The 26,515-nt window shown below is 73.7% G+C and carries 23 protein-coding genes, 7 tRNA genes and 1 pseudogene; 21 read left to right on the top strand and 10 right to left on the bottom strand.

Translation table 11 applies throughout. From position 1 onward, the window contains the following. Positions 1 to 61 precede the first annotated feature (61 nt). From F8R89_RS06785 to F8R89_RS06745, 9 genes are all read left to right on the top strand, one after another. Positions 62 to 709, top strand: a complete 648-nt coding sequence (locus F8R89_RS06785) for an HAD-IA family hydrolase (protein WP_151783106.1) — start codon at positions 62 to 64, stop codon at positions 707 to 709. Between the two features lie 368 nt (positions 710 to 1,077). Continuing rightward, entirely contained in the window at positions 1,078 to 2,115 is a 1,038-nt protein-coding gene (locus tag F8R89_RS06780; protein WP_151783105.1) for a methionine ABC transporter ATP-binding protein, read from the top strand. Continuing rightward, entirely contained in the window at positions 2,112 to 2,837 is a 726-nt protein-coding gene (locus F8R89_RS06775) for a methionine ABC transporter permease (RefSeq protein ID WP_151783104.1), read from the top strand. Before F8R89_RS06780 ends, F8R89_RS06775 begins: the two co-directional genes overlap by 4 nt. Before the next feature lie 75 nt (positions 2,838 to 2,912). Then, positions 2,913 to 3,746: a MetQ/NlpA family ABC transporter substrate-binding protein gene (locus F8R89_RS06770; protein ID WP_151783103.1), complete on the top strand. Its 834-nt coding sequence runs from the start codon at positions 2,913 to 2,915 to the stop codon at positions 3,744 to 3,746. A gap of 161 nt (positions 3,747 to 3,907) precedes the next feature. Next, positions 3,908 to 4,546 carry a GNAT family N-acetyltransferase gene (locus F8R89_RS06765; RefSeq protein WP_151783102.1) on the top strand — a complete coding sequence of 213 codons (639 nt, stop codon included), beginning with the start codon at positions 3,908 to 3,910 and terminating at the stop codon, positions 4,544 to 4,546. A gap of 115 nt (positions 4,547 to 4,661) precedes the next feature. Beyond that, on the top strand, positions 4,662 to 5,873 hold the full coding sequence (gene cbiE / locus F8R89_RS06760) for a precorrin-6y C5,15-methyltransferase (decarboxylating) subunit CbiE (protein WP_151783101.1): 1,212 nt from the start codon (positions 4,662 to 4,664) through the stop codon (positions 5,871 to 5,873). Between the two features lie 368 nt (positions 5,874 to 6,241). After that, positions 6,242 to 10,006, top strand: coding sequence for a nicotinate-nucleotide--dimethylbenzimidazole phosphoribosyltransferase (gene cobT, locus F8R89_RS06755; RefSeq protein ID WP_151783100.1), 3,765 nt, complete (start codon positions 6,242 to 6,244; stop codon positions 10,004 to 10,006). Positions 10,007 to 10,166: 160 nt separating this feature from the next. Then, on the top strand, positions 10,167 to 11,420 hold the full coding sequence (cobA, locus tag F8R89_RS06750; RefSeq protein ID WP_151783099.1) for a uroporphyrinogen-III C-methyltransferase: 1,254 nt from the start codon (positions 10,167 to 10,169) through the stop codon (positions 11,418 to 11,420). A gap of 63 nt (positions 11,421 to 11,483) precedes the next feature. Then, positions 11,484 to 12,302 (top strand): TrmH family RNA methyltransferase, encoded by an 819-nt coding sequence (locus F8R89_RS06745; protein WP_151783098.1) that lies wholly within the window; start codon positions 11,484 to 11,486, stop codon positions 12,300 to 12,302. Between the two features lie 3 nt (positions 12,303 to 12,305). Here the strand turns inward: F8R89_RS06745 and F8R89_RS06740 are convergent, their stop codons facing one another. Next, entirely contained in the window at positions 12,306 to 13,712 is a 1,407-nt protein-coding gene (locus F8R89_RS06740) for a serine/threonine-protein kinase (protein ID WP_192806343.1), read from the bottom strand. Positions 13,713 to 14,325: 613 nt separating this feature from the next. On the opposite strand from F8R89_RS06740, the gene F8R89_RS06735 reads away from it, so the two are divergent. The 3 genes and pseudogenes from F8R89_RS06735 to F8R89_RS06725 all read left to right on the top strand — a co-directional run bounded on the left by F8R89_RS06735 (position 14,326) and on the right by F8R89_RS06725 (position 16,035). After that, positions 14,326 to 14,523: a hypothetical protein gene (locus F8R89_RS06735; protein ID WP_151783096.1), complete on the top strand. Its 198-nt coding sequence runs from the start codon at positions 14,326 to 14,328 to the stop codon at positions 14,521 to 14,523. A gap of 202 nt (positions 14,524 to 14,725) precedes the next feature. Further along, positions 14,726 to 15,666 (top strand): annotated as a pseudogene (locus tag F8R89_RS06730) (phosphotransferase family protein). An 81-nt stretch (positions 15,667 to 15,747) separates the two neighbouring features. Further along, positions 15,748 to 16,035, top strand: coding sequence for a zf-TFIIB domain-containing protein (locus F8R89_RS06725; RefSeq protein WP_151783095.1), 288 nt, complete (start codon positions 15,748 to 15,750; stop codon positions 16,033 to 16,035). A 53-nt stretch (positions 16,036 to 16,088) separates the two neighbouring features. On the opposite strand, the gene F8R89_RS06720 is transcribed toward F8R89_RS06725, so the two are convergent. The 5 genes from F8R89_RS06720 to F8R89_RS06700 all read right to left on the bottom strand — a co-directional run bounded on the left by F8R89_RS06720 (position 16,089) and on the right by F8R89_RS06700 (position 16,563). Continuing rightward, positions 16,089 to 16,160: transfer RNA gene (locus F8R89_RS06720), tRNA-Val, on the bottom strand. Between the two features lie 33 nt (positions 16,161 to 16,193). Next, positions 16,194 to 16,265 (bottom strand) — tRNA-Val (locus F8R89_RS06715). Between the two features lie 40 nt (positions 16,266 to 16,305). Next, positions 16,306 to 16,377 (bottom strand) — tRNA-Val (locus F8R89_RS06710). A 1-nt stretch (position 16,378) separates the two neighbouring features. Then, positions 16,379 to 16,452, bottom strand: a tRNA-Cys gene (locus F8R89_RS06705). A gap of 38 nt (positions 16,453 to 16,490) precedes the next feature. After that, positions 16,491 to 16,563, bottom strand: a tRNA-Gly gene (locus F8R89_RS06700). Positions 16,564 to 16,742: 179 nt separating this feature from the next. Between F8R89_RS06700 and F8R89_RS06695 the strand changes: the two genes are divergently transcribed. The 3 genes from F8R89_RS06695 to F8R89_RS06685 are packed head-to-tail and all read left to right on the top strand — an operon-like array spanning position 16,743 to position 19,481. After that, entirely contained in the window at positions 16,743 to 17,789 is a 1,047-nt protein-coding gene (locus tag F8R89_RS06695) for a chorismate-binding protein (RefSeq protein WP_192806059.1), read from the top strand. Then, the gene (locus tag F8R89_RS06690) at positions 17,786 to 18,607 is read left to right on the top strand and encodes an aminotransferase class IV (RefSeq protein ID WP_151783093.1); all 822 of its coding nucleotides are present in this window, start codon (positions 17,786 to 17,788) and stop codon (positions 18,605 to 18,607) included. Before F8R89_RS06695 ends, F8R89_RS06690 begins: the two co-directional genes overlap by 4 nt. 49 nt (positions 18,608 to 18,656) lie before the next feature. After that, positions 18,657 to 19,481 (top strand): GNAT family N-acetyltransferase, encoded by an 825-nt coding sequence (locus F8R89_RS06685; RefSeq protein WP_151783092.1) that lies wholly within the window; start codon positions 18,657 to 18,659, stop codon positions 19,479 to 19,481. Positions 19,482 to 19,487: 6 nt separating this feature from the next. On the opposite strand, the gene F8R89_RS06680 is transcribed toward F8R89_RS06685, so the two are convergent. Beyond that, entirely contained in the window at positions 19,488 to 20,012 is a 525-nt protein-coding gene (locus tag F8R89_RS06680) for a DsbA family protein (RefSeq protein ID WP_192806058.1), read from the bottom strand. 179 nt (positions 20,013 to 20,191) lie between these two features. Between F8R89_RS06680 and F8R89_RS06675 the strand changes: the two genes are divergently transcribed. Together F8R89_RS06675 and F8R89_RS06670 are read left to right on the top strand one after the other, a co-directional pair. Next, positions 20,192 to 20,635 carry a hypothetical protein gene (locus F8R89_RS06675; RefSeq protein ID WP_151783090.1) on the top strand — a complete coding sequence of 148 codons (444 nt, stop codon included), beginning with the start codon at positions 20,192 to 20,194 and terminating at the stop codon, positions 20,633 to 20,635. A gap of 129 nt (positions 20,636 to 20,764) precedes the next feature. Then, entirely contained in the window at positions 20,765 to 20,944 is a 180-nt protein-coding gene (locus F8R89_RS06670; protein ID WP_151783089.1) for a hypothetical protein, read from the top strand. Positions 20,945 to 21,005: 61 nt separating this feature from the next. On the opposite strand, the gene F8R89_RS06665 is transcribed toward F8R89_RS06670, so the two are convergent. Next, entirely contained in the window at positions 21,006 to 21,566 is a 561-nt protein-coding gene (locus tag F8R89_RS06665) for a CGNR zinc finger domain-containing protein (protein ID WP_151783088.1), read from the bottom strand. Between the two features lie 323 nt (positions 21,567 to 21,889). Beyond that, entirely contained in the window at positions 21,890 to 22,303 is a 414-nt protein-coding gene (locus tag F8R89_RS06660) for an SsgA family sporulation/cell division regulator (protein WP_004002642.1), read from the bottom strand. A 191-nt stretch (positions 22,304 to 22,494) separates the two neighbouring features. Here F8R89_RS06660 and F8R89_RS06655 point away from each other — a divergent pair, with 191 nt between their 5' ends. Together F8R89_RS06655 and F8R89_RS06650 are read left to right on the top strand one after the other, a co-directional pair. Then, positions 22,495 to 22,953: a TIGR02611 family protein gene (locus F8R89_RS06655; protein ID WP_151783087.1), complete on the top strand. Its 459-nt coding sequence runs from the start codon at positions 22,495 to 22,497 to the stop codon at positions 22,951 to 22,953. Positions 22,954 to 23,037: 84 nt separating this feature from the next. Further along, positions 23,038 to 23,109: transfer RNA gene (locus F8R89_RS06650), tRNA-Val, on the top strand. A gap of 310 nt (positions 23,110 to 23,419) precedes the next feature. On the opposite strand, the gene F8R89_RS06640 is transcribed toward F8R89_RS06650, so the two are convergent. Then, the gene (locus F8R89_RS06640) at positions 23,420 to 25,804 is read right to left on the bottom strand and encodes an SCO7613 C-terminal domain-containing membrane protein (protein WP_192806057.1); all 2,385 of its coding nucleotides are present in this window, start codon (positions 25,802 to 25,804) and stop codon (positions 23,420 to 23,422) included. A 104-nt stretch (positions 25,805 to 25,908) separates the two neighbouring features. Here F8R89_RS06640 and F8R89_RS06635 point away from each other — a divergent pair, with 104 nt between their 5' ends. Further along, the gene (locus tag F8R89_RS06635; protein ID WP_151783085.1) at positions 25,909 to 26,367 is read left to right on the top strand and encodes an SRPBCC family protein; all 459 of its coding nucleotides are present in this window, start codon (positions 25,909 to 25,911) and stop codon (positions 26,365 to 26,367) included. A gap of 39 nt (positions 26,368 to 26,406) precedes the next feature. Beyond that, positions 26,407 to 26,481, top strand: a tRNA-Val gene (locus tag F8R89_RS06630). Positions 26,482 to 26,515: the final 34 nt, after the last annotated feature.

The raw sequence follows: 26,515 nt of genomic DNA, 5'->3' as shown, positions 1-26,515 counted from the left end.
CTATTACGGGCCAAAAGGCCTGATGCGGCCGCCCCCGGACAGCGGCCGTAGGGTCGGGGGCATGAAGATCCGTGCACAAGCCCTCCTGTTCGACAACGACGGCACCCTCGTCTCCTCCCTCGCCTCCGTGGACCGCTGCTGGACGCGCTGGGCCGCGGAGTACGGCGTCACGGAGGCGTTCGGCGGGATCGAGCTGCACGGCCGCCCGGCCGTCGAGATAGTCGCCGACCTGCTGCCCGCGGCACGCGTCCCCGAGGCGCTCGCCCGGATCGAGGCGCTGGAGGTCGAGGACGTCCCGAACGACGGCGTCCACCTGCTGCCCGGCACCCGGGCCCTCCTCGACGCGCTGCCCGCCGACCGCTGGGCCGTCGTCACCTCCGCCACCCGCCGGCTCGCCGAGGCCCGGCTCGACGCCGTCGGCATCCTGCCCAAGACGATGGTGACCGCCGACGACATCACGCGCGGCAAGCCCGACCCCGAGCCCTATCTGCTCGCCGCCCGTGAGCTGGGCGTCGACCCGGCCGGCTGCGTCGTCTTCGAGGACGCCCCCGCGGGTCTCGCGGCCGGCCGGGCCGCCGGTATGACCACCGTGGCGTTGACCACAACCCACCGGGCCGACGAGCTCGACGCCGACCTCGTCGTGAAGGACCTGTCGGCCTTGTCCGCGCTGGCCGGCGACGGGTTCGTGGAGATCTCGGCCCGCGTCTGACCCTGTCCGCCGCTGTCCACCATGCGGACGGCGGCGGCCGGTAAGGACCATACGTCTGCTTTACTGATCGCATGACCACCACGAGCAGCCGCATTCCCGCGACCGAGGCGCCCCTGACGCCCGGTGCTCGTTGTATGTGTCGAATGTGCGCCTTCTAGAGGGCCCCCGCACCATCCGAGCCTCGCGCCCCGAAGCGAGCCCGCTCAGGTCCGCCCGCCCCGGGTTCCAGGACTGAGCCACGCCCCCGCGCACACGTTCTCCGCGTTCCCCCTTGCACGGAACCGTGCTGCGTCCGGCTGCCTTCGACCACGTATGCCCCGTGCCCGGCGACCACGACGCGCCGCGCACTCGACAGTGACGGAACTCCAGTGATCACCACTTCGGGCCTCACCAAGGTCTACCGCTCGCGCGGCCGAGAGGTCACCGCCCTCGACGGCGTCGACCTGCATGTCCGCGAGGGCGAGGTGTACGGCGTCATCGGCCAGTCCGGCGCCGGCAAGTCCTCGCTCATCCGCTGCGTCAACCTGCTCGAACGCCCCACCTCCGGCACCGTGACCGTCGCCGGTCAGGACCTCACCGCCCTGGCCGGACGCGGCCCCCGGGCCGGCAAGGAGCTGCGGCGGGCGCGCAGCCGGATCGGCATGGTCTTCCAGCACTTCAACCTGCTGTCCTCGCGGACCGTCCAGGACAACGTCGAGCTGCCGCTCGAGATCCTCGGCAAGTCGGGGAAGGAACGTTCCGCCAAGGCGCTGGAACTGCTCGACCTCGTCGGCCTCGCCGACAAGGCGAAGTCCTACCCCGCCCAGCTCTCCGGCGGCCAGAAGCAGCGCGTCGGCATCGCCCGCGCCCTGGCCGGCGACCCCAAGGTGCTGCTCTCCGACGAGGCCACCAGCGCCCTCGACCCGGAGACCACCCGCTCGATCCTCCAGCTGCTGCGCGACCTCAACCGGCAGCTGGGCCTGACCGTCCTGCTCATCACCCACGAGATGGACGTCGTGAAGTCGATCTGCGACTCCGCCGCCCTGATGGAGCGCGGCCGGATCGTCGAGTCCGGCACCGTCGGCGAACTGCTCGCCACCCCCGGCTCCGAACTGGCCTCCGCCCTCTTCCCGGTGGGCGGCGAGGCCTCCGCCGACGACCGCACCGTCGTCGACGTCACCTTCCACGGCGAGGCCGCCACCCAGCCGGTCATCTCCCAGCTCTCGCGCACCTACAACATCGACATATCGATCCTGGGCGCCGCCATCGACACCGTCGGCGGCCTCCAGGTCGGCCGGATGCGCATCGAACTGCCCGGCCGCTACGAGGACAACGTCGTGCCGATCGGCTTCCTGCGCGAACAGGGACTCCAGATCGACGTCCTGGGCCAGGAGCCCGTACTGCTGAAGGAAGGTGCCCGGTCGTGACCTGGTCCGAGATGCAGCCCCTGCTGGAGCAGGCGTGTTGGGACACCCTCTACATGGTCGGCTGGTCCACCCTCATCGCGGTGGCCGGCGGACTCCCGCTCGGCATCCTGCTCGTCCTCACCGACCGCGGCGGACTCCTCCAGAACGTCCTCGCCAACAAGGTCATCGGGCAGATCGTGAACGTCGCCCGCTCGATGCCCTTCATCATCCTGATGGTGGCCCTGATGAGCTTCACCCGCTGGGTCACCGGCACGACCATCGGCCGCGAGGCCGCCATCGTGCCGCTCGCCATCGGCGCCATCCCGTTCTTCGCACGCCTGGTCGAGACGGCCGTCCGCGAGGTGGACGGCGGACTCGTCGAGGCCGTGCAGGCGATGGGCGGCAACACCTGGACCGTGGTCCGCAAGGTCCTCGTCCCCGAGTCGCTGCCGTCCCTCATCGCCAGCACCACGACCACGATCGTCGCCCTCATCGGCTACTCGGCCATGGCCGGCACGGTCGGCGCCGGCGGCCTCGGCGACATCGCCATCCGCTACGGCTTCCAGCGCTTCGAGAGCGAACTGATGTGGATCACGGTGGCGATCCTCGCCGTCGTCATCTCCGTCATCCAGGCCGCCGGCGACTACGCGGCCCGCTCCCTGCACCACCGTGGCGGCCGCTCCGGACCCGCGCCGAAGCTGCGCCTGCTGAAGGCCACCACCGCCACGAGCGAGACCGTCTAGATCCCGCTCGCACACCCCCCGAACTCCCCGGGCACCCATGCCGGGGTCGCACCACCCCTAGGAAAGGCACTTTTCGTGCGTAACACCGCCAAGATCACCACCGCCGCCCTCGCCGTCGGAGCCCTCACCCTCGGACTCTCCGCCTGCGGCTCGGACAACGACTCCGCCTCCGACGCGAACGCCCCGCTGAAGGTCGCCGCCACGCCGACCCCGCAGGGCGAGATCCTCACCTACATCAAGGACAACCTCGCGAAGAAGGCCGGCCTCGAACTCGAGGTCAAGGAGTTCACCGACTACGTGACGCCGAACACGGCCGTCCAGCAGGGCGAGGTCGACGCCAACTACTTCCAGCACAAGCCGTACCTGGACGACTTCAACAAGAAGAACGGCACCGACATCGTCGCCGTGCCGAACGCCACGGTGCACCTGGAGCCCCTCGGCGTCTACTCCAAGGGCGTCAAGAAGCTCGCGGACCTGAAGAAGGGCGCCACCGTCGCCCTCCCGAACGACACCACCAACGAGGCCCGCGCGCTCAAGCTGCTGGAGGCCAACGGCCTGATCGAGCTCAAGGCGGGCGTCGGCTACGAGGCGACCCCCAAGGACGTCGCCTCCAACCCGAAGAACCTGAACTTCAAGGAGCTGGAGGCCGCCCAGCTGCCCCGCTCCCTCGCCGACGTCGACGCCGCCGTGATCAACGGCAACTACGCGCTCGAGGCCGACCTCAGCCCCGCCAAGGACGCCCTCGCCGCCGAGTCCCCGAAGGACAACCCGTACGGCAACTTCCTCGCCGTGAAGAAGGGCAACGAGGACGACCCGCGCGTCGAGAAGCTCGCGAAGCTGCTCACCTCGCCCGAGGTCAAGAAGTTCATCGAGGACAAGTACGACGGCGCCGTCGTCGCCGCGTTCTGAGCCGACCACCCGTCATCTGACGGGGCGTTCGACGCGTATCGCCCACCACGGGGTCCGCGCCTTCACCGGGTGCGGACCCCGTGGTGCGTGAAGTGCTTTCATGCTGCATGCTGGGCAGTTCGCAGGCCCTGAAGGCATTTCCGACGGTTACGGAGCGGCGCATGACTGGCACCTTCCCCACCATCTCCATCAGCACGGAGCGGTTGGTGCTGCGTCCCCTCGACGAGGACGACGTGCCCGCACTCGCCGAGATGATGAACGACGAACAGGTCGGCGCCTGGACGAACGTGCCCCAGCCGTTCACCGAGGACCGCGCCCGCACCTGGATCACCGAGTTCGCCCCCGCCGAACGGGAGGCAGGCCGCGGACTCGACCTCGCCGTCACCGAGTTCCTCACCCAGCGCCTGGTCGGCATCGTCCAACTCGCCAAGACCAACTGGCACGTACGCGCCACCGAACTCTCCTACATCGTCGCCCCCTGGGCCCGCGGCGAGGGCTACGCCTCCGAAGCCGCCCTCGCCACCGCCCAATGGCTGTTCGCCGACCAGAAGTTCGAGCGCATCGAGCTGCGCACGGCCGCCGACAACACCGCCTCCCAGCAGGTCGCCCAGAAGATCGGCTGCATCAGCGAAGGCGTCCTGCGCAACGCCTGCATAGCCCGCGTGCGCACCGAGGACGGCACCTGGACCGACGTGCGCACCGACTTCATCGTCTGGAGCCTCCTGCCCGAGGACCTCGACGGCGCCGGGGACCACCTGGCCGGATCCGGCGGCTTCACCTCCTACGGCGAGTGGAACTGACCCCGACCCCGCCCCCCGGGCCCCGGCGGCGGCCCCGCCGCGACCAGGTACCCTCACGAGGCCCGGTCCTCGGGCTCCCCATGACGACCTGCGCGCACCCAGGAGACTGACGACGATGGCCGACCGCGTCACGGTGATCGGCTGGGACGGCTCGCCGCTGACCGCCGCGGCACGCTCCGCCCTCGGTGCGGCCACCCTCGTGGCCGGCGCCGCCCACCATCTGGCGCTCCCCGAGGTGCCGCCCGCCGCCGAGCGCATCCGCCTGGGCAGCGTCGCCCTCGCCGCCCGCCGCATCGCGGGTCACCGTGGCACCGCGGTCGTGCTCGCCGACGGCGACCCCGGCTTCTTCGGCGTCGTACGCACCCTGCGCGCCCCCGAGTTCGGCCTCGAGGTCGAGGTCGTCCCCGCCGTCTCCTCCGTCGCCTCGGCCTTCGCCCGCGCCGGGATGCCCTGGGACGACGCACAGGTGGTCGTGGCACATCCACGCACCCTGCGACGCGCGGTGAATGTGTGCCGCGCCCACACCAAGGTCGCCGTGCTGACCTCGCCCGGCGCCGGCCCCGCCGAACTCGGCCTGCTCCTGGAAGGCGTCCACCGCACCTTCGTGATCTGCGAGGAACTGGGCACCGACCGCGAGCAGGTCACCGTCGTCACCTCCGACAAGGCCGCCGACCACACCTGGCGCGACCCCAACGTCGTGATCGTCGCCGGCGGCACCGCCCCCGCGCCCGACGGCCTCGGCTGGATCGCGGGCCGCGACCCGTCCACCGGACCGCGGGGCTGGACCCTGCCCGCCCAGTCCTACGGCGGCCTCATGGGCGAGGGCGAGCTCGAACCGCTGCGCGCCGCCCAGCTCGCCCGGCTCGGCCCCCGCGTCGGCGACCTCGTCTGGGACATCGGCTGCGGCAGCGGCGCCTTCGCCACCGAGGCCGCACGGGCCGGCGCGGCCGTCATCGCCGTCGACAGCGACCCGCGCGCGTGCGAGCGCACCGAGGCCAACGCGCGCGCCTTCGGCGTCCAGACCCAGATCGTCCACGGCACCGCCCCGCACGTCCTGGAGGACCTCCCCGAGCCGGACGTCGTCCGCGTCGGCGGCGGGGGAGCGGCCGTCGTCTCCGCCGTGGCCGACCGGCGCCCGCAGCGCATCGTCACCCACGCCGCGACCCGCGACGCCGCCGAACTCATCGGCCGCGGCCTCACGGAGCACGGTTACGACGTCGAGTGCGCCCTGCTGCAGTCCGTCGAACTCGACACGCGGGCTTGGACGGAGCGCGAACGGAGCGTCGCGTTCCTGCTCAGCGGGGTACTGCCCGATCGCTCGGTGTGACCGTCCGACCATCCCCGTGATCCTGTTGTCGTACCGCTCGCGGTAGGCTGGCCGACTGTCGTACCGCATGCGGGCGCCCGGCAGTTCGTCGGCCAATGTCCGGAAAAACGCTCCCGGTTCGGGGCGGGTGTGGTACGGCGAAACCGGAGGACGCGCAACGTGGCGCAGTCCACAGCGGCCCGTCGCGGATCAGCCTGTCGCGACGGCCGAACGGCCAGGACAATGCCACTCAATGGCTTTGTCGCCTTTTTTGGGCGGGTCGTTCGTGCCGCTGGGCTCGGACGCTCGTTCTTCATAGCGGGGGCGGTCGGTGCGCCGTCCCCGGTGAGCAGGACGTGGAAGCACTAACCGATGGGCGAGGGGTACGCATGACCGACACCGGCCAGGTCCCGGGCGAGGGACTGCCGGAGAGCGCAGGCATGGTGGAGCAGCCGGGCGTCCCCGCGGCGCCGGATGCGTACAGCTACCTCTCCGAGACTCCCGCCGAGGAAGAAGACCTGCTCCTGCCCGGTTCCCAGGGCGCCTGGGGCAACGAGGTCGCCCCGCCCGCGCCGGAGCCGGTCGTCGAGGCCGTGCACGAGCCCGACGCGCACGAGCTCTACGGCCGCGACAGCGGCTCCGTCGACCTCACCGGCGTACGGCTGCCCGGGCCCTCGGTGCCCACGGCCCCCACGACGCCGATCCCGCCGATCACCCCCCGGCGCCCCCTGCACCTGGGCCCGCCGATCCCGGACGCCTCCGCGAGCCCGGTCCGTTCGCTGGCCGACCGGGGTGCCGTCGGCATGCCGGCCCGGCAGCCGGGCCCGGCCGTCCCCGAGCACGCCGAGGCGCAGGCCCCGGCGCAGGCCGCCGCCTGGGGGGCGCCCGCCCCCGCGCCGGTCGGCACCGAGGCCCAGGCTGCCGAAACGGTTGTCCCGGTCGCCGAGCCCGTCGGCGCCGCGCAGGCGGTCGTCGCGCGCGTCGACACGGAGGCCGGTGCCGTCTCGGGCGTCGCGCAGACGCAGGAGGCCGGTGCGGTCGCGCAGGCCGCCGAGGCCCAGGCGCCCGTCGCACAGGACGAGACGTACGGCGCCCCCGAGCCGTCGCCCGAGCACGCCGCGGCCGCCCTCCCCGGCCAGGCGGGTGCCCCGGCGCCGGTCGCGCACGAGGCCGCTGCCGCTCCCACCGGCGGGGTCCCGCAGGACACCGCCGAGCCCCAGGACACCGTCGAGCCCCAGGCCGTCGCCGCCGCCCCGCAGGACGCGCGGCCCGGTGAGCCCGCGCAGCCCCCGGCCGCTCCCGAGGTTGCCGAGGCTCCCGAGGTCCCGCGGAGCGCCGGGATGCCGGCCCCCGAGGTCGCGCCCGTCGCCGAGGCGCCGGCCCCCGAGGCCGTCACGCCCGAGGCCGTCCTGCCGGAGGCCGTGGGGCCCGAGCAGGCCCCGGCCGTCGCCGACGCGGTGCCGGCCGAGCAGCACGCCCCGGTGCAGGACGCCCCCGTGCAGGAAGCCCAGGCCCCGGTCGCCGAGGCCCCCGAGGCCGCCCCGGGGACCGTCGAAGTCCCCGGCGCCGAGGCCCCCGAGGCACAGCCCCAGCCCGAACCGGCCCACACCCTCGAGCCCGTCCCCGCGCACGTCCCGGAGCCCGTGGCCGAGTCGCACGCCGAGGCGCACGCCCCCGAGCCCGCCCAGGTGCTCCCGCCCCAGGCCCCGGCTCCCGAGGCCACCCCCGCCGACGTACCGGACGTTCCGGACGCACCCGAACCGGCCGAGCCGCAGGCCGCCGCCACCGCCGTACCGGAGCAGCCCGAGCCGGAAGCCGTCGCGGTCCCCGAACCGGCCGTCCAGGCCCCCGCCGCCGAGGAGGCCCCCGTGCCACCGAGCGAGCCCGCCCCGGCCGAGCAGCCGGCCCAGCAGCCCGACGCCGTGGCGGCCCCGGCCGGGCAGCCGCTGCCCGAGACCCCCGAGGCCGTCCCCGCCGAAGCAGTCGACCCGCTCGCGGCGGCCGCCGCCCCCGAGCCGGTGACGCTCGAGCAGTACGCCGCCGAGCAGTACGCGGCCGAGCAGTACGTCGCCGAACCGGCGGGCCCGCAGCTCAGTCCGGCCGCCGGGCCCGACGACGCCGTGGCCGTGATGCCCGGTGCCGTCCCCCAGGAGCCCGCGGCGGGCCAGCCCCTCGGCCAGTTCGTCCCGGTCGAGGGCACCGTGCCGACCACCCCGCACCTCGCGCCCACCCCGCCCCAGCCGCTCGTCCTCCCCACCGAGGAGCCCCCGGCGCCCGCCGCCGAGGTGCCCGCCCCCCGCGAGGCCGACCCCGGGCTCGTCCAGCACGCCGACGACCTGGACACCCGGGCCGCCGACGAGGAGGCGCCGGCGGACGAGGCGCAGGACGCCCCGGCCCAGGAGGAGCCGCAGCGGCCCGGCGGCCCCGCCGCACCCGCGTACGACGACGCCGAGCGCGAGGCCGTCCTCAAGGTGATGCGCGAGCGCCGCGACATCCGCAACGGCTTCCGCAGCGACCCCATCCCGCACGAGGTGCTCCTCCGGGTCCTGGAGGCCGCCCACACGGCGCCCTCCGTCGGCCACTCCCAGCCCTGGGACTTCGTCGTCATCCGCTCGTCGGAGACCCGGCGCACCATGCACGAACTGGCCATGCGCCAGCGCGAGGCGTACGCCAAGTCGCTGCCCAAGGGCCGTGCGAAGCAGTTCAAGGAACTGAAGATCGAGGCCATCCTCGACACCCCGGTGAACATCGTCGTCACCGCCGACCCCACCCGCGGCGGCCGCCACACCCTCGGCCGGCACACCCAGCCGCAGATGGCGCCGTACTCCGCCGCCCTCGCCGTCGAGAACCTCTGGCTCGCCGCCCGCGCCGAGGGCCTCGGCGTCGGCTGGGTCAGCTTCTTCGACGAGCGCGAGATGGTCCGCGCCCTCGGCCTGCCCGAGCACCTGGAGGTCATCGCCTACCTGTGCGTCGGGTACGTCGACGAGTTCCCGGACGAGCCCGAGCTGCTCCAGGCGGGCTGGTCCAAGCGCCGCCCGCTGTCCTGGGTCGTCCACGAGGAGACGTACGGCCGCCGCGCCCTGCCCGGCGAGGAGCCGCACGACCTGCTCGCCGAGACCGTCTCCCAGATCCGCCCGCTGGACGCCAAGGCGCTCGGCGAGGCGTGGGAGCGGCAGAAGCGCATGACCAAGCCGGCCGGCGCGCTCGGCATGCTGGAGATCATCTCCGCCCAGCTGTCGGGTCTGTCGCGGCAGTGCCCGCCCCCGATCCCGGAGCCCGCGGCCGTCGCGATCTTCGCCGGTGACCATGGTGTGCACGCCCAGGGCGTCACCCCGTGGCCGCAGGAGGTCACGACCCAGATGGTGGCCAACTTCCTCGGCGGCGGCGCCGTCTGCAACGCCTTCGCCGCCCAGGTCGGCGCCGAGGTCTGCGTCGTCGACGTGGGCGTGGCCGCCGACCTCCCGGCCACCCCGGGCCTGCTGCCCCGCAAGGTCCGCGCCGGCACCGCCGACATGACGACCGGCCCCGCGATGACCCGCGAGGAGGCCAAGCAGGCCATCGAGGTCGGCATCGAGACCGCCCGCGACCTGGTGGCGGCCGGCAACAAGGCGCTGCTGACCGGTGAGATGGGCATCGCCAACACCACCGCGTCCGCCGCGCTGATCTCCCTCTACACCGGCACCGACCCGGCCGAGGTCACCGGCCGCGGCACCGGCATCAACGACGAGACGCTGGCCCGCAAGACCGAGGTCGTCCGGCGCGCCCTGGAATTCCACCAGCCCGACCCGGCCGACCCGATCGGAGTCCTCGCCGCGATCGGCGGTCTGGAGCACGCCGCGCTGGTCGGTCTGCTGCTCGGCGGCGCCTCCCTGCGCACGCCGGTGATCCTCGACGGCGTGAGCGCCGGCGCCGCCGCCCTGGTGGCCCGCGCGATCGCCCCCGAGGTCCTGGCCGCCTGCATCGCGGGTCACCGCAGCGCCGAACCCGGGCATGTGGCCGCCCTGAACAAGCTGGGTCTGCGCCCCCTGGTCGACCTCGACCTGCGGCTCGGCGAGGGCACGGGCGCGCTTCTGGCCCTCCCGCTGGTCCAGAGCACGGCCCGGGCGATGCACGAGGTCGCGACGTTCGACTCGGCGGGAGTCACCGAGAAGTAGTCGTGTGCCCGGGGACCCGGAGCCGTGCGCTCCGGGTCCCCGGCATGTGCGCGCGAGGGCGCCCAGCCCTCGGACACCCGTACCGCCGCCGGCGTCCGCAGCATAAAATCCGCACGTCAGGGCACCGTCCCGCCCCCAGCCCCAAGGGAGCCGCACCCTCATGGCCGAACACCCCGCCTATCCCGTAGGCCTGCGCCTCACCGGTCGCCGGGTCGTCGTCCTCGGCGGTGGCCAGGTCGCCCAGCGCCGCCTCCCGGCGCTCGTCGCGGCGGGCGCCGACATCCGGCTGGTGTCCCCGGAGGCGACCCCGTCGGTCGAGGCGATGGCGGACGCGGGGGAGATCGCCTGGCACCGGCGCCGCTACGAGGAGGGCGACCTCGCGGACGCCTGGTACGCCCTGATCGCCACCAGCGACCCGGAGGCCAACACGGCCGCCTCCGCCGAGGCCGAACGGCACCGCGTGTGGTGCGTCCGCTCCGACGACGCCGACGCGGCGACGGCCTGGACGCCGGCCACCGGCCACAGCGAGGGTGTCACCGTCGCCGTCCTCACCACCGACGCACGCGGCCGCGACCCCCGGCACACCGCCGCCGTCCGGGACGCGGTCGTCGAGGGCCTGCGCGACGGCACCCTGGTCGCCCCGCACCACCGCACCCGCAAGCCCGGTGTCGCCCTCGTCGGCGGCGGCCCCGGCGACCCGGACCTGATCACCGTGCGCGGCCGCCGGCTGCTGGCCGAGGCGGACGTGGTCATCGCCGACCACCTCGGCCCGCGCGGCCTCCTCGCCGAACTGCCGCCGAGCGTCGAGGTGATCGACGCGGCGAAGCTGCCGTACGGCAGGTTCATGGCCCAGGAGGCCATCAACGAGGCGCTGATCGAGCACGCCCGGCAGGGCAGGTCGGTGGTGCGGCTCAAGGGCGGCGACCCGTTCGTCTACGGCCGTGGCATGGAGGAGGTCATCGCGCTCGCGGAGGCCGGCATCCCGTGCACGGTCGTGCCCGGCATCTCCAGCTCGATCTCCGTGCCGGGCGCCGCCGGCATCCCGGTGACGCACCGGGGCGTCGCCCACGAGTTCACCGTGGTCAGCGGCCATGTAGCCCCCGACGACGAGCGGTCCCTGGTGGACTGGCCGTCGCTCGCGAAGCTCACCGGCACGCTGGTGATCCTCATGGGCGTCGGCACCCTCGCCAAGGTCGCCGAGACGCTCATCGCGCACGGCAAGTCCCCGGACACCCCGGTGGCCCTGGTCCAGGAGGGCACCACGGCCGGGCAGCGCCGGGTCGACGCGACGCTCGCCACGGCCGGCGCCGCGGTGATCGAGCACGAGGTGAAGCCGCCCGCCGTCATCGTCATCGGCGAGGTCGTGAAGGCGGGCCCCGCACCCTCGGATCCCGCGAAGACCCCCCACGCGTAACCGCGGATATCAGTCCCGCCCCGCACCGTAGGCACCCCACCCAGGACAAGGCAGTATCACTCCGTGGCCGATCTCATCACCGTCGACGACCCCGACGACCCGCGTCTGCGCGACTACACGGGCCTGACCGACGTCGACCTGCGCCGGCGCCGCGAACCCGCCGAGGGCCTGTTCATCGCCGAGGGCGAGAAGGTCATCAGACGGGCCAAGGAAGCCGGCTACGAGATGCGCTCGATGCTGCTGTCGGCCAAGTGGATCGACGTGATGCGCGACGTCATCGACGAACTCCCGGCACCCGTCTACGCGGTCAGCCCCGACCTCGCCGAACAGGTCACCGGCTACCACGTGCACCGCGGCGCGCTGGCGTCCATGCAGCGCAAGCCGCTGCCCAGCGCCACCGACCTGCTGCACACCGCCCGCCGGGTCGTGGTCATGGAATCGGTCAACGACCACACCAACATCGGCGCGATCTTCCGCTCCGCCGCGGCCCTCGGCATGGACGCCGTCCTGCTCTCCCCGGACTGCGCCGACCCGCTGTACCGCCGAAGCGTCAAGGTCTCGATGGGCGCCGTCTTCTCCGTGCCGTACGCCCGTCTGGAACCCTGGCCCAAGGCGCTGGAGACCGTCCGCGAGGCCGGCTTCTCCCTGCTCGCCCTCACCCCGGACGAGAAGGCGAAGACCCTCGACCAGGCCGCCCCGCACCGGATGGACCGGGTGGCCCTGATGCTCGGCGCCGAGGGCGGCGGCCTGTCCAGGCAGGCCCTGGCCGCCGCCGACGAATGGGTCCGCATCCCCATGTCGCACGGCGTCGACTCCCTCAACGTGGGCGCCGCGGCCGCCGTCGCCTTCTACGCCGTGGCCACGGGCCGCCCCGAGGCCTGACGGCTACTCCGGGATCTGGAACTCGGACGAGTACCGCCCGTCCATCGTCTTGTGGTCCGGCGCCACCCGCTGTTCCTGCGCGGGACGCCCGCCGCCGGTGCCGCCGAGGCCTCGGTCCGGGCCCTGGCAGCCCTGGGCGGCCGCGATGCCGAGCGCCACGAGCAGCGTCACCACGACGAACACGAACAGCCGCTGCCGCAGCAGTTGCGGATTGGCGGGCCGGCGCCCGGTCCCCGTGTTCCGCGGAGCCGTACGGCCCGTGCCGCCGCGCGTCGCGGGCCGGCCGCCCTTGCGGGGGGTGCCGCGCGGCGCGGGCGTCGGCCGGGACCCCGCACGGGACGCGGAACCTCCACCGGTGCGCGGCGCGGAACCCCCGCCGGTCCGCGGCGAGGAACCGTCCCGGGGAGGCCCGGGCACCCGGCCCGCTCCGCCGCCGCGCGGTCCGGCCGCGCCCCGGGGCGGGGGAGTGCCGGGTGAGCGCCGCTGCACCCGCTGCGGCTCCGGATACGTGTCGGCGAGCCGTCCGGTGACCCGGTCCGCCTCGGCGGCGCGCTGCGCCGGCGGGCGTACGTCCCCGAGCCCCTGCGCCTCCCGGGCGGCGATCTCCTTCAGACGCAGCGACAGCTGCAGGGTGCTGGGCCGCTCCTCGGGGTCCTTCGCCAGGCAGGCGCGCACCAGCGGCGCGAGGGCGTCCGGCACCCCGTGCAGCTGCGCCTCCTCGTGCACGACGCGGTACAGCATCACCTCGGAACTGCCGTGCCCGAACGGCGAGTCGCCCATCGACGCGTACGCGAGCGTGGCGCCCAGGGAGAAGACGTCCGTGGCCGGGGTGACGGCGGCGCCGCGCACCTGCTCCGGTGCGAGGAAGCCCGGCGAGCCGACCGCCGTGCCGACATGGGTGAGGGTCGAGGCGCCCGTGGCCCAGGCGATGCCGAAGTCGATGATCCGCGGCCCCTTCGGCGACAGCAGGATGTTGGACGGCTTCAGATCCCGGTGCACGACCCCGGCCTCGTGGACGGCGACCAGCCCCTCGGACAGGGCGGCCCCCACGGCGGCGACCTCCGCGGCCCCCAGCGGGCCCTCGTCGGCGACCTTGTCGTGCAGGGAGGGGCCGGGCACGTACTGCGTGGCGAACCAGGGGCGCTCCGCCTCCAGATCGGCGGCCACCAGCCGGGCCGTGCACCCGCCCCGGATCCGCCGCGCCGCCGAGACCTCCCGCGCGAACCTGGAGCGGAACTCCTGGTCCTCTGCCAGGTCGGGCCGGATCACCTTGAGCGCGACCCGCTGCCCCTTCTTGTCGGAGCCCAGGTACACGACGCCCATTCCGCCCGCGCCCAGCCGTCTGTGAAGCCTGAACGATCCGACGACGCGCGGGTCCTCGCGCCTCAGGCGCATCATCGCCATGTTCATCCCCGCTGCCCGGTCCGTGTGACGTGCCACAGCTTACGTTTCCACGGGCCGCCGCGCGCAGAGGCCGCGCCCTCTCGGCCCGGTGGATTGTCGGGCACGGACCACGAAGGTGAAAGCCGGTCAGAGAGCTGACACACAAAGCGACTTCACCACCCCGATCGGGTCAACCCGTAAAGAGGAAAGGGAGGTTGGGTCCACGTCGACTCATGACGTGACGAGGAGGACAGGGGAGCGGGACGCCGGCCCCACCCCGCCGTCGGCGGCGGACGGGGAGGGACGCGACCCGAAGATCGCGGGCCCGTCGGCCGGCGCCGAGTGAGAGAAGTCACCCGGTGGGGCCTGCCCGCACCCCGGGGGACACCTGGGAGAAAACGGGCGGACCGGACGTCCCCTCCGGGAAGACCCCGAGACCCGCACGCCGGTCTCCACCCAGGGGAGTACGCCGCCCACGGGCGCTCATCCTCCGGGAGGCCCGCCAATCGGTACGAGGGCATGACGTGCGGAACGGGACGCGCCCCTAGATTTGAGGTCAAGCGGCGGGTGCAGCACTCGTCCCCCGAGGTCAGACGCCCGCCGCTGCAGACGACATCCGACACAGGTCAGGAGAGGGACCATGGCCCAGACGGCACCGCGGGCACTGCTCCGCACCCAGGCGCGCCTCCTGCCGCGCCCCCGCCGCCAGGGCCGCCGCCACCCGCTGGTGGCGACGCTCATGGCCCTTCCCCTGGCGGCCCTGCTCCTCCTCGTCTTCGACGGGTGGGAGACGGTGGCCACACAGGCGTCGTCCGTGGGTGTGATGCTGGGGCGCTGAGCGGCGACCCCAGGCCCGGAAGAGCGGTCCGGGCGGGGACATCCATCCATGAAACCCCGTGGGGACGGGGGTGCGGCGGACGGCACAGATGCCGGCGCAGCTGGGGAGCTGCGCCGGCATTGCTCTGTCCGGCACCGGCTCTGTCCGGGCCGGCGGCGTACGCGTACGCTCGCCCCAGCCGACCCGCCTGCGAGGGACCCAAGTGACCGCCCCTTCCCTGTTGCCCGACCTCGCCGCGCACGCCGAGGCCACGGCCCACTCCCTCGCCCCGGACTGCGGCTCCTGCACGGCCGTCACCCTCGCCGACCGCCCCGACGCCACGGTCGTCCGGCACGCCGGCACCGTGGCCAAGGCCCACCCCCCGGACAGCACCCCGGCCGACCTGGTCCCCCGCCTCGCCGTCGCCGCCCGGCTCCCCGGCCTCCTCCTGGCCCCGCTCACCCCGGGCCCACCGATCTGCGCGGCCGCCTCGTCACCTGCTGGCCGTACGGCCGCCCCGTGGACCCCGCCGATCCCGACGCGGCGCCCTGGGAACAGGCGGCCACGCTGCTCGCGGGCCTGCACCGCACCCCCGTCCCGGCCGGCTTGCCCGCGATGCGGGGACCGGTGAAGGCCGCCCACGCCTTGACGCGGCTCCGCTCCACCGCCGCCCCGGGCACGGCGGCCACCGCGGTCCTGCGCGCCTGGGACACCCTCCCGGCCTGGGCCCGCGCCGACGCCCCGCACCAGGCGCCGGACGCCCTGTGTCACGGCGACTTCCACCTCGGCCAGCTCGTCCGGCATCCGGCGCCCGACGGCCCGTGGCTGCTGATCGACGTCGACGACCTCGGCACCGGCGTGCCCGCCTGGGACCTGGCCCGCCCCGCCGCCTGGTACGCCTGCGGCCTGCTCCCGCCCGACGAGTGGAGCCGCTTCCTGACCGCCTACCGGGCCGCCGGCGGCACCGCCGTCCCCGGCGAGGGCGACCCCTGGCCCGCGCTGGACGTCCCGGCCCGCGCCCTCACCGTGCAGACGGCGGCCAGGGCGATCACCAAGGCGGAGGAGGAAAGACGCCCGCTGGACGAGGTCGAACAGTGCCTGGTGGACGCCTGTGACCGAATGGTGCCTGTCCCGCCCGAGTTGACCCGGACTTCCCCGACGTAGGGTGCAACCGACCGCAGCCGGGCAGAGTCTGTCCTGGCGAGACGCGAAGCAGGACCGACCGGCAGGGAGTTGAGCCGAACGATGCAGTGTCCGAAGTGCCATGCGCCGATGCACACCTACAACCGCAACGGCGTCCAGATCGAGCAGTGCAGCGGCTGCCGCGGGATCTTCCTGGACTACGGCGAGCTGGAGGCCCTGACCCGCCTGGAGTCCCAGTGGACCCAGCCGGCGCCGCCGCCCCCGGCCGCCCCGCAGGCCTACCCGGCCGCCCCGCAGGCCCCGGCGTGGGGTGCCCCGCACGGCGGTCACGGCGCCCACTACGGCCACCGCCGCCACAAGAGCTTCGGCCACATGCTGTTCTCCAGCTGAGCCGCCGGACCACGAAGAAGCCCCCCGGTCGTCGACCGGGGGGCTTCGGGGTGTGGACGATACTGGGATTGAACCAGTGACCTCTTCCGTGTCAGGGAAGCGCTCTCCCGCTGAGCTAATCGTCCTCGGGACCACGACCGGGGGCCGTGGGCACTGCGTGCGCGATACTGGGATTGAACCAGTGACCTCTTCCGTGTCAGGGAAGCGCTCTCCCGCTGAGCTAATCGCGCGGGGTTCGGATCTTCGCAGACCCAGGATCCGGAGATCCAGTGGACGATACTGGGATTGAACCAGTGACCTCTTCCGTGTCAGGGAAGCGCTCTCCCGCTGAGCTAATCGTCCTTGGAGGTGGAGACGGGATTTGAACCCGTGTAGACGGCTTTGCAGGCCGTTGCCTCGCCTCTCGGCCACTCCACCAGGAGTGAGGGGCTCGGGAAGATCCCCTTGTTCCTTCGAGCGGACGACGAGGCTCGAACTCGCGACCTCAACCTTGGCAAGGTTGCGCTCTACCAACTGAGCTACGTCCGCTTGTCGTTTCCGTCCCGCTCGCGCGGCCCGGCGACGAGTTGAACTCTAGCGGATTCCGGGGCCAGCACAAAAACGCGTTTGCGCAGCGTGCTGCGCCTCACCTGCTCGGCGAGCCGGGGGACCGTCCCGAGAGGACAGGGCCAGCTCACCGCGGGGGCACCGGCCATAGACTCGACGGCGTGCACGACCTCCCGCCTCTCGCCCGTTTCGGCGACCGCGTCGCCACCGGTCTCCTGGACGTCACCAGTGACCCCGCGGCCCTCGACTCCAGCGGCTTCTGGGCCGTCTGCGCCGACTTCGAGGGTGCCCTGACCTGCGCCCGCTTCCGCGACGTACGGCGGGAGGAGGTGCCCGCGCCGGTGCCGGGCGCCTGGGCCGGACCGGCGGCCGGTGACTGGACGTCATCTCTCGACCGCGCCGCGTACACGGCCGGGGTGCGGCGCATCCGCGAGCACATCGCGGCCGGCGAGGTCTACCAGGCCAACCTCTGCCGCGTACTGAGCGCGCCCGTCGCGGCGGACGCCGACGTCGACGCGCTGACCGCGCTCCTCGCGCGTGGCAACCCGGCGCCGTATGCCGGAACGATTCGGCTGCCCGGGCACGGCGTGGAGATCGCCACCGCCTCGCCCGAGCTGTTCCTGCGCCGCGACGGGCGTGTCGTGGAGTCCGGGCCGATCAAGGGCACCGGCCGCACCGAGGCGGACCTCCTGGAGAAGGACTACGCCGAGAACGTGATGATCGTCGACCTGGTGCGCAACGACATCGGCCGGGTCTGCGCCACCGGCTCGGTGTCCGTCCCCGACCTGTGCGCCGTCGAGAAGCACCCGGGGCTCGTGCACCTGGTCTCCACCGTCCGCGGTGAACTGCGCCCCGGCGCCGGCTGGCCCGAACTCCTCGACGCCGCCTTCCCGCCCGGCTCCGTCACCGGCGCGCCCAAGTCCAGCGCGCTGCGGATCATCGACGCGCTGGAGACGGCGCCGCGCGGACCGTACTGCGGAGGGATCGGCTGGGTCGACGCCGACCGCGGCACCGGCGAGCTGGCCGTCGGCATACGGACCTTCTGGATCGACCGGGACGCGGGCGCGCTGCGTTTCGGCACCGGCGCCGGGATCACCTGGGGATCGGACCCCGAGGGGGAGTGGCGGGAGACCGAGCTGAAGGCGTCCCGGCTGCTCGCGGTAGCGTCGGGCGCGTACGAGGTGAGTGGAGAGGGACTGCAACCGTGAAGATCTGGCTCGACGGCGGGCTGAAGGACATCGAGACCGCCCGCGTCTCCGTCTTCGACCACGGTCTCACCGTGGGCGACGGCATCTTCGAGACCGTGAAGGCGGTGGACGGACGGCTGTTCGCGCTGACCCGGCACCTCGACCGGCTGACGCGCTCGGCGCTGGGGCTCGGCCTGCCCGCCCCCGACCACGACGAGGTCCGCCGCGCCTGCGCCGCCGTCCTCGAGGCCAACCCGATGCCGCTCGGCCGGCTGCGCATCACCTACACCGGCGGGCAGGGCCCGCTCGGCTCCGACCGCGGCGAGCACGGCCCCACGCTCGTCGTCGCCCTCGGCGAGACCAGCCGCCGCCCCGACAGCACGGCCGTGATCACGGTCCCCTGGACGCGCAACGAGCGGGGCGCGCTCACCGGCCTGAAGACCACCTCGTACGCCGAGAACGTCGTCGCGCTCGCCCGCGCCCACGAACGCGGCGCGTCCGAGGCGCTGTTCGCCAACACAGTCGGGCAGCTCTGCGAGGGCACCGGCTCCAACGTCTTCGTCGTCCTGGACGGCGAGATCCACACCCCGCCGGTCGCCTCGGGCTGCCTCGCCGGCATCACCCGCGCCCTCACCGTCGAGTGGACCGGCGCCAAGGAGACCGACCTGCCGCTGGACGTGCTGGAGCGGGCCGACGAGGTCTTCCTCACCTCCACCCTGCGGGACGTCCAGGCCGTGCACCGCGTCGACGACCGCGAACTGCCGGGCGCGCCGGGACCGGTGACCGCCAAGGCCATGCGGATCTTCGAGGAGCGCTCCGGCGACGACCTGGACCCGTGACCGGGAATTCGGCTGCCGGTGACGCGGCCCGCTGGGTAGAACTCACCTGATGACCACGACCCTGCGGCCGACCGAGCCGCTTCAGCACCACGCCGACGGGACCCGTTCGCGCCGCTACCAGGTGTGTGTGAACGGGCGCCCGGTGGGCGTCCTCCTGCTGGGCACGCACCCCGTCTTCGGCGAGGGCGTGGCCCGGATGACGGAACTGCGCATCGAGGAGGCCGACCGGCGGCGCGGCCGGGCCACCGTCGCCGCCCTCGCCGCGGAGGAGGTGGCGCGCGGCTGGGGCTGCCACCGCATCGAGGTGACCGTCCCCGGGGACGCCGTCCCGGCGCTGCGCCTGGTCACCGCCCTCGGCTACCTGCTGCGCAACCGGGGCATGGCCAAGGCCCTCGGCGCCACCCCGCCCCCGCTCCCCGCGGGCATCCACGCGCGGCCCATGACCGGGCCCGAGTACGCGGCGTGGCTGGTCAAGAGCGACGAGGACTACGTCCGCAGCTGGGTCGAGCGCGGCGTCCCCGAGGACGAGGCCCGGGTCAAGTCCCAGCTCGACCACGAGGCACTCCTGCCCCAGGGGCTCGCCACGCCGGGCACCACCATCGACGTCCTGGAGCACGAGGGGACACCGGTGGGCACCGTCTGGGTCGGCACCCGGCAGGGCCGCGCCTATGTGTACGACGTCGAGACGCGTCCCGAGCACCGGGGCCGGGGCCACGGCCGCTCGCTGATGCTCCAGGCCGAGCGCCGGGCGATCGCCGACGGGCACCGGTTGATCGGCCTCAACGTCTTCGCGGGCAACACGGCGGCCGAGCGGCTGTACGACTCGCTCGGCTACGAGACGACCGTGTACGCCCTGTACAAGGCGCTGCTGTAGCGGCCGTCAGGCCCCCGCCTGCTCCGCCAGCAGCCGGTCCACGATCTCCTCGACACGCTCGCGCAGCCCCTCCTGGCTCTTGCCGCCGTCGAGGCGCTCACCGTCGATCACATAGGTGGGGGTGCCGGTCACACCGATCGCCTTGCCCTCGGCCTGGTCGGCGTCGACGATCAGGATGTGCCGCCCGTCGATCAGCGCGGTGTCGAACTCCTCCGCGTCCAGGCCGAGTTCGCGGGCCACCTCGATCAGGAAGGGTTCGCCCTGGCGGTCCAGCTCCTCGACCCGGCCGAGCACGGCCTCGACGTACGGCCAGCCCTGCCCCTGCTCCAGGGCCTCCTCGGCGGCCTGCGCGGCGGCGAAGGCGTGCTTGTGCTTCTCCAGCGGGAAGTGCCGCAGCCGCAGCTCCAGGCGGTCGCCGTAGCGGGCGCGCAGGGCGCGCAGATCGTCCAGGGCGCCCCGGCAGTCGGGGCACTGGAGCTCGCACCAGAAGTCGAGGACGACGGCGGCGCGGTCGGGGGAGGAGTCGTTCATGGTCCCCAGTCTCCCAGTCCCGGCCGGGGCGGCCCAATCCGGCCCGCGACCGGCACCTGCGGAGGAGACGACCCGGAGATCTCCCTGATGTCGGCCCGAGCCGTGGCCGCGCCGGGTGGCGACGGTGCAGGATGGAAGGGACGAAAGCCCTGTCGGACGCAGCCCGCCTGGAGGACCGGATGATTGCCGAGACCGTCTGTTCCGCCGTCGCCGCGGCCGGCCTGGGCATCGCGGCGGTCACGGCGTACCGCAAGCGTTTCCTCGCGGCCACGCGCATCGCGGCGTACGCGCTGGTGCCCCTGGGGCTGGTGATGACCGGCGTGGTGGAGTGGCTGGCCGACACCGCCTTCAGCCCGACGGCCTGGGCGGGCTTCGGGGTCCTCGGGCTGGCCTGGGTGCTGTTCGCGAGCACGCGCGCGGTGGAGCGCCGCAGAGGCGGCACCCGCAAGGAGCGCAAGGAGGCCCGTGCGGCCGAGGGCCGCGAGGCGGTGGCTCCGGCGGCCTCCGCGCCCTCGCTGGGGGAGGGGTCCACGCCGTCGAAGCGGCCCGCGAAGGCCCCGCGCGCCGAGCCCGCCGACGACTTCAGCGACATCGAGGCCATCCTGAAGAAGCACGGCATCTGACCCGGCCCACCAGGGCGGAAGCGACACAGTGGGTCGCCGCGCCGCCCTGAAACGATCACGATTCGGACCGGACCTCACGGATAACGGCGAACACCCGCTCATTCCGGGCGCGTTGATCGCGAAGCGGGGATGATCTGCGCCATCATCACCCGCGAGATGCTGGACACGACACAGAGCGAGGCCGCGCCACCTCAGGACGAGCCTCGCGGGTGCCTCTTCGCCCTTTCCCAGCCACCGCTGATGATCTTCCTTGCGGTGATCGGGTGTCTGCTGCTCATGGGCGCGCTGCACGATCTGCTGCTGCTCTGAGCCGTACCCGCGGTCCCCGGCGCCACCCGCCGGGGCCCGCGTCGACACTCCGTCCGGCGTCTCAGCCGGTGGCCTCCTTGCGGCGCGCCCGGTAGGCGGCCACATGCAGGCGGTTGCCGCAGGTCCGGCTGTCGCAGTACCGGCGGGAACGGTTGCGCGAGAGGTCCACGAAGGCGTGCCGGCAGTCCGGGGCCTCGCAGCGCCGCAGCCGCTCCTGCTCCCCGGCCACCACGAAGAAGGCCAGCGCCATGCCGCAGTCCGCCGCGAGATGGTCCGCGACCGAGGCGCCGGGCGCGAAGTAGTGCACGTGCCAGCCGTGGCCGTCGTGGTCGGTCAGGCGCGGAGTGGTCCCCGCGGCCGCCACCAGTTCGTTGATCAGCCCGGCCGCGGCCCTCGGATCGGCCGCCGCGAAGATCGACGCGAACCGTCCGCGCACCTTGCGCACCGCCGACAGGTCGAACTCGGACAGCACCCCGACATCGCTGATGTCGTGCCTTCGCACGAAGTCGGCGAGGGCCGTGATGTCCGACAGCCCGTCCTCGGCGCCGTCCTCGTCCGGCGCGGTGTTCACCAGATCCACCACGACATCGAGTGCGCACCGGGCGTCATGGGTGATCAGCACGTTCTGCTCCCTGGCCTGGGGGTGGGCGTGGGCGCCCGCCGATGCTGGCCGATGGTAGTGGCTCACCCAGCCGGCACACCGCCGTCGTCCGCACATGGCTTCGAATACAACGCCCGGGGAGCGCTCACGGTTCCCACGGCGGCGGACGGGCCGTCCGGCGGCCCAGGGCGCCGCACGGCGGCCCCGGACGACTCGCGGGCCCGAACACACCGGCGCCGCCCTCGCGACAGCGAGGACGGCGCCGGTGGCCTGCCTATGCGGTTGTCCTGGCCCGAGCCGTCACCCCGAGTCGACGGCGCCGGGCGGCTTGCGGGGATCTCGCCCTAGCTTTCCGCCAGGATGTGCGAGAGCTCCTGGTCGAGGTCGAAGTGACGGTGTTCCGTACCGGGGGGCACGGCGGCGTCCGTCCGCTTCAGGAAGGACTCCAGGGCTCGCGCGGGGGCCTCGAGCAGTGCCTCGCCCTCGGGAGAGCTCAGGGCGATGCAGACGACCCCCTGACCATGACTGCGCGACGGCCAGACACGGACGTCGCCGGTACCGGTGGGCCGGTGGAGGCCCTCGGCGAGGAGGTCGCGGGCGAACACCCACTCGACGGTCTCCTCGGCTCCGGTGTGGAAGGTGGCGTGCACGGCGTAGGGGTCGGCCGTGTCGTACCGCAGGCCTGCGGGGACAGGCAGGGAGGACTCGCTCGACACAACGAGGCGCAGGTGCAGCTCGCAGCTGACCGTGGTGTTCATAAGCGCCAGGGCCTTTCGCTCAGTGTGCGCTCGGGGATTCGCACGTCGGCGAAATCGACATGCCACCTACGGTGCCGTTGTAAACCCCTCTGAGTGTTTTGCGTGGGATTACGTAACTCTTCCGGCCGAGAACCCGTTCGTGCGGTACGACCATCTCGGTGACCGGATTCGGTCCGGTAGGGTTTGGCCGTATGAATACGGGGAGTGACGAGACGGGTGGCGCCGTCGTGGCGTCCGAAGGGGCGCAGGTGGGCAAGGCGCGGGACGACGGAGAGCGGGCCCTGGGCTCCCGGGCGCCCGAGTTCGTCAAGGCGCGGCGCCTGCTGCACCTGAGCTGGCAGGTGGGCGTCTTCATCATCGGCCTGGCGGTCGTCGTCGCCGGCATCATCATGCTGCCGCTGCCCGGGCCCGGCTGGGTCGTGATCTTCGGCGGCATGGCCATCTGGGCGACCGAGTTCGTCTGGGCCCAGCTGGTGCTGCGCTGGACCAAGCGCAAGGTCACCGAGGCGGCGCAGAAGGCCCTCGACCCGAGGGTGCGCCGGCGCAACATCGTCCTGACCTCGATCGGCCTGGTGATCATCGCCGTACTGGTGGGGATCTACGTGTGGAAGTTCGGCGTCGTCATGCCGTGGAAGATCGAGGACCAGTGAGCGCGCGGGGCGCGGAGGCCCTGCGGGCCGGTCCGGGGCGGTCACCCGCACCCCCTGACATGGGGTAATGTTCTTCCTGCGCCGGGGCGATTAGCTCAGTGGGAGAGCGCTTCGTTCACACCGAAGAGGTCACTGGTTCGAACCCAGTATCGCCCACCCGGATCCGACGGCCCGCCTGTGAGACCACAGGCGGGCCGTCGGCGTGTGCGGGCACGGTCGCCGCGGACGGTGACGATCCGTTACCTGCGGTGGGGTGCCGGCGACCGGGCCGAAAAGGATCAACAGGGCCATCACGCTCTTCCGGAAGAAGTATCCGAAGATCAGGTCAAGACGGACTTTCAGCCGTACCGGACTTCCCGAAGAACTCCAACACCCGCGTCTCCAAAGGGAATCCGCCGGACCTCTTCCGGAATGCCATCGGATTCCCCCGCGAATAGGGCGTGATGAATGCGCCGCCGGTCCCGGGTCAGCGCATGGTGCCCAGGAAGTCCCGCATCCGCCGGGCGTCCCGCAGACGCTGCTCGTACGTCGCCCCCACGGCCAGCAGCAGGAGTCCGGCGAGCGCCGGGGGCACCCAGCGCGGCAGCGCGTCGGTCACCTGGGCGATGTACGGGGCGAGTTCGTGCAGGGCGTCCAGGGCGAGCACCGTGCCGCCCAGCAGGAGCGGCGCCTGGAGGTGGTGACGGGCGCCCAGCAGCGTGACCGCCAGCGCGGCCAGGCCCAGCAGCAGGGGGCGCGCCCAGTGCGTGTCGCCCCAGGCGGCCAGCAGGCTCGGCAGCAGCGTCGCCGCGAGCCCCGGACCGTACGCCGTCCAGGAGGAGACCCGCGCGTCGCGGTGCCTGCCGAGGGCGCCGACGGCCAGGGCCGGGACCGTGACCGGCAGCGTGTACGCCTCCGGGGTGCCGACGTCCCACGCCGCCAGGCGCACCCAGGCGGCCAGCACGAACAGCGCGGTGCCCGCGAAGGCGACCGGACGGCGGCCCGGGCGCAGGGCGGTCCCGGACGCGATCACCCCGCACAGCGCCAGCACGAGGGCCAGCATCGGCAGGTCGCCGGAGACGGCGGCGAGACCGAAGGCGAGCAGTGCGGCCGCCGCACCCGTGACCTCGACCGGGACCGTCGCCCGCGCGGTGTCCCCGAGCCGGGCCGCGAGCAGGGCCGCCGCCACCGGCACCGCCAGGACCAGCACGGCCGTGTCCTGCGGCCGCCAGTCGGCGGCGGCACCCGACGCGCAGGCGAGGGCGGTGGCGTACACGAGGGCGGCCGGGGCCGTGACCGGCGCGAGACGCGGAGTCCAGGACGCCGCCGCGAAGAGCGCGGTCAGGACGGCCGTCACGGTCAGGGTCGCTCCCTGGCCGGCCAGGGACAGCAGGACGAGGGGCAGGGTGGTCAGCGGCGCCAGCACCGTCGCGGTCAGGTGGAGGGGCGAGGACCGGTCGGGCGTCCGCGGCCAGGTCGCCGCCGCGAGCGCACCGGCGGTGAGGCACCCCAGTGCCGCCAGGCCCACGGCGTACGGGACGTCCAGCACCGACGGCAGCACCAGCGCCGTCGCCCACCCGAGGCCCAGCGCACCGGTCAGGGCCCGTGCACGCCCCACCGCCTCGCGCGCCAGGACCAGGACGCCGGCGACCGCCAGCAGGACGACCGGGACCGTCCCGGAGTACGGGGGCCACGGCAGGTCGGCGGTCACCGCCGCGCGCGTGCTCGCCGGCGCCCCCGACCACACCCGCTCGATCCAGGCGGCCGGACCCATGAGGGCGACCGCCACCAGCGGCAGCGTCCACAGCAGGGCCAGGCCCTGGATGGCGGCCGAGGCGTGGACCAGGCCCTGGCGCACCGCCCGCGGCAGCCGGGCCGACCGGGTCACGGCGAGCAGGGCGATCCCGCAGGCCAGATACGCCGGGACCGTCCACAGGGCGGGCAGCACGGGCCGGACCGCACCGCCGGCCGCCGCGACCACGAGGAGTCCGGCGGCGACCGCCAGACCGCCTGCCTGCCGCTCGGCCGACGGATGCCGGGCCGCCGTCAGCGCGACGGCCGCCGCGAGGAGGAGGAGCGCCGCCGCACGGGCGGCGGCGCTCGGGCCGGTGGCCGTCCACGACAGCCAGCCGGCGGCCCACGCCCCCGCGACGCCCAGGCCGGATGCGCCGACGACGGCGGTCTGCCGGACCGGCCCGGCCGGTCCCCGCAGCGCCACCGCCACATCGCAGGCCGCCGTCACCAGCAGGGCCAGGGTGACTCCGTACGGACCCGCGTCGACGGCCACCGCGCCCAGGACGAGCGGCAGTTGGGCGGCCATCAGGGCCGCGGGCCGAGGCAGGCGCAGCGCCGAGGCGCGCGGCAGCAGACCGTACGCCGCCCACAGGGCCGCGAGCACCGCCGCGGCGACCGCGGTGTATCCCGTGGCGCCCGTGCCGGGCAGCGCGGCCTCGTGCAGCGCGTACGCGTCGAGCACGGTCAGCGCGAGCCCGAGGCCCGCCACCGACTCGGCCGTCGAGCGCAGCCCCCGCTTCAGCAGCGGCACCGGCGCGGCGAGCACCGCCACCGTGACGGCGCCCAGCACCAGGGCACGTCCGGCGATGCCGAGTTCACCCCAGCTGACCAGGGTGAACGCGATCGCCGCGACAGTCAGCAGGACACCGCCGAGCAGCAGCAGGACGTTCTGCACCCGGGGCGCCGAGGCCTCCGGGCGGGGCGGTGCGACGGATGCGGGGGCAGGCGGTGCGGCCGCGTGGAGGGCCGTGACCAGCCAGGCCCGCCGGTGCAGCAACTGGGCCCGGCGGGCGTCCAGTCGGCGCAGCTCCAGATCCAGGAGCCGCAACTCCTCGGCCGGTGGCGGAATGTGCGTCATGACGGGAGTGTGGTCCGGGTCACGCCCGCCCGGCATGAGTGCCGGTACTCAGACGACGTACTCAGATAACGTGCGGACCCGCCCGGGCGGGGCACACTGCGCGCATGGACTGGAGCCACTACCGCTTCCGCAGCCTGTGGGAACTCCCCGCGCCGCCCGCCGTCGTCCACGAGGTGCTGGAGCACGCCGAGGACTACCCGCGCTGGTGGCCGCAGGTCCGCGAGGTGCGCCGCATCGACGCCACCACCGGCGTGATCACCGTACGGTCGCTGCTGCCCTACGACCTGACGTTCACCGCCCGCGAGGTGCGGCGCGACCGCGCCGCCGGCGTCCTGGAGATCGCCCTCTCCGGGGACCTCGACGGCTGGGCGCGCTGGACCGTCACCCCGCACGGCGCCGGGTGCCTGGCCCGCTACGACCAGGTCGTCGACGTGAACAAGCCGCTGCTGCGCCGGTTCGCCGTGCCGGGCCGGCCGCTGTTCCGCGCCAACCACCGGCTGATGATGCGCGCGGGCCGCCGCGGCCTGCTGGCGTTCCTGGCCGAACGTCGCGAAGCGGTTTGAAGGAACCGCGCGGGGACCTGTATGGTTCAGTGCGTTCCCGGGCGATTAGCTCAGTGGGAGAGCGCTTCGTTCACACCGAAGAGGTCACTGGTTCGAACCCAGTATCGCCCACCAGTGAGAAGTTCATTGGCACCTGGTACCCGGAAGG

It is taken from the genome of Streptomyces sp. SS1-1 (assembly GCF_008973465.1).
Taxonomy (GTDB): domain Bacteria; phylum Actinomycetota; class Actinomycetes; order Streptomycetales; family Streptomycetaceae; genus Streptomyces.
The sequence above is the reverse complement of the archived record's forward strand: the minus strand, read 5'-3'. Positions and strand labels throughout refer to the sequence as shown.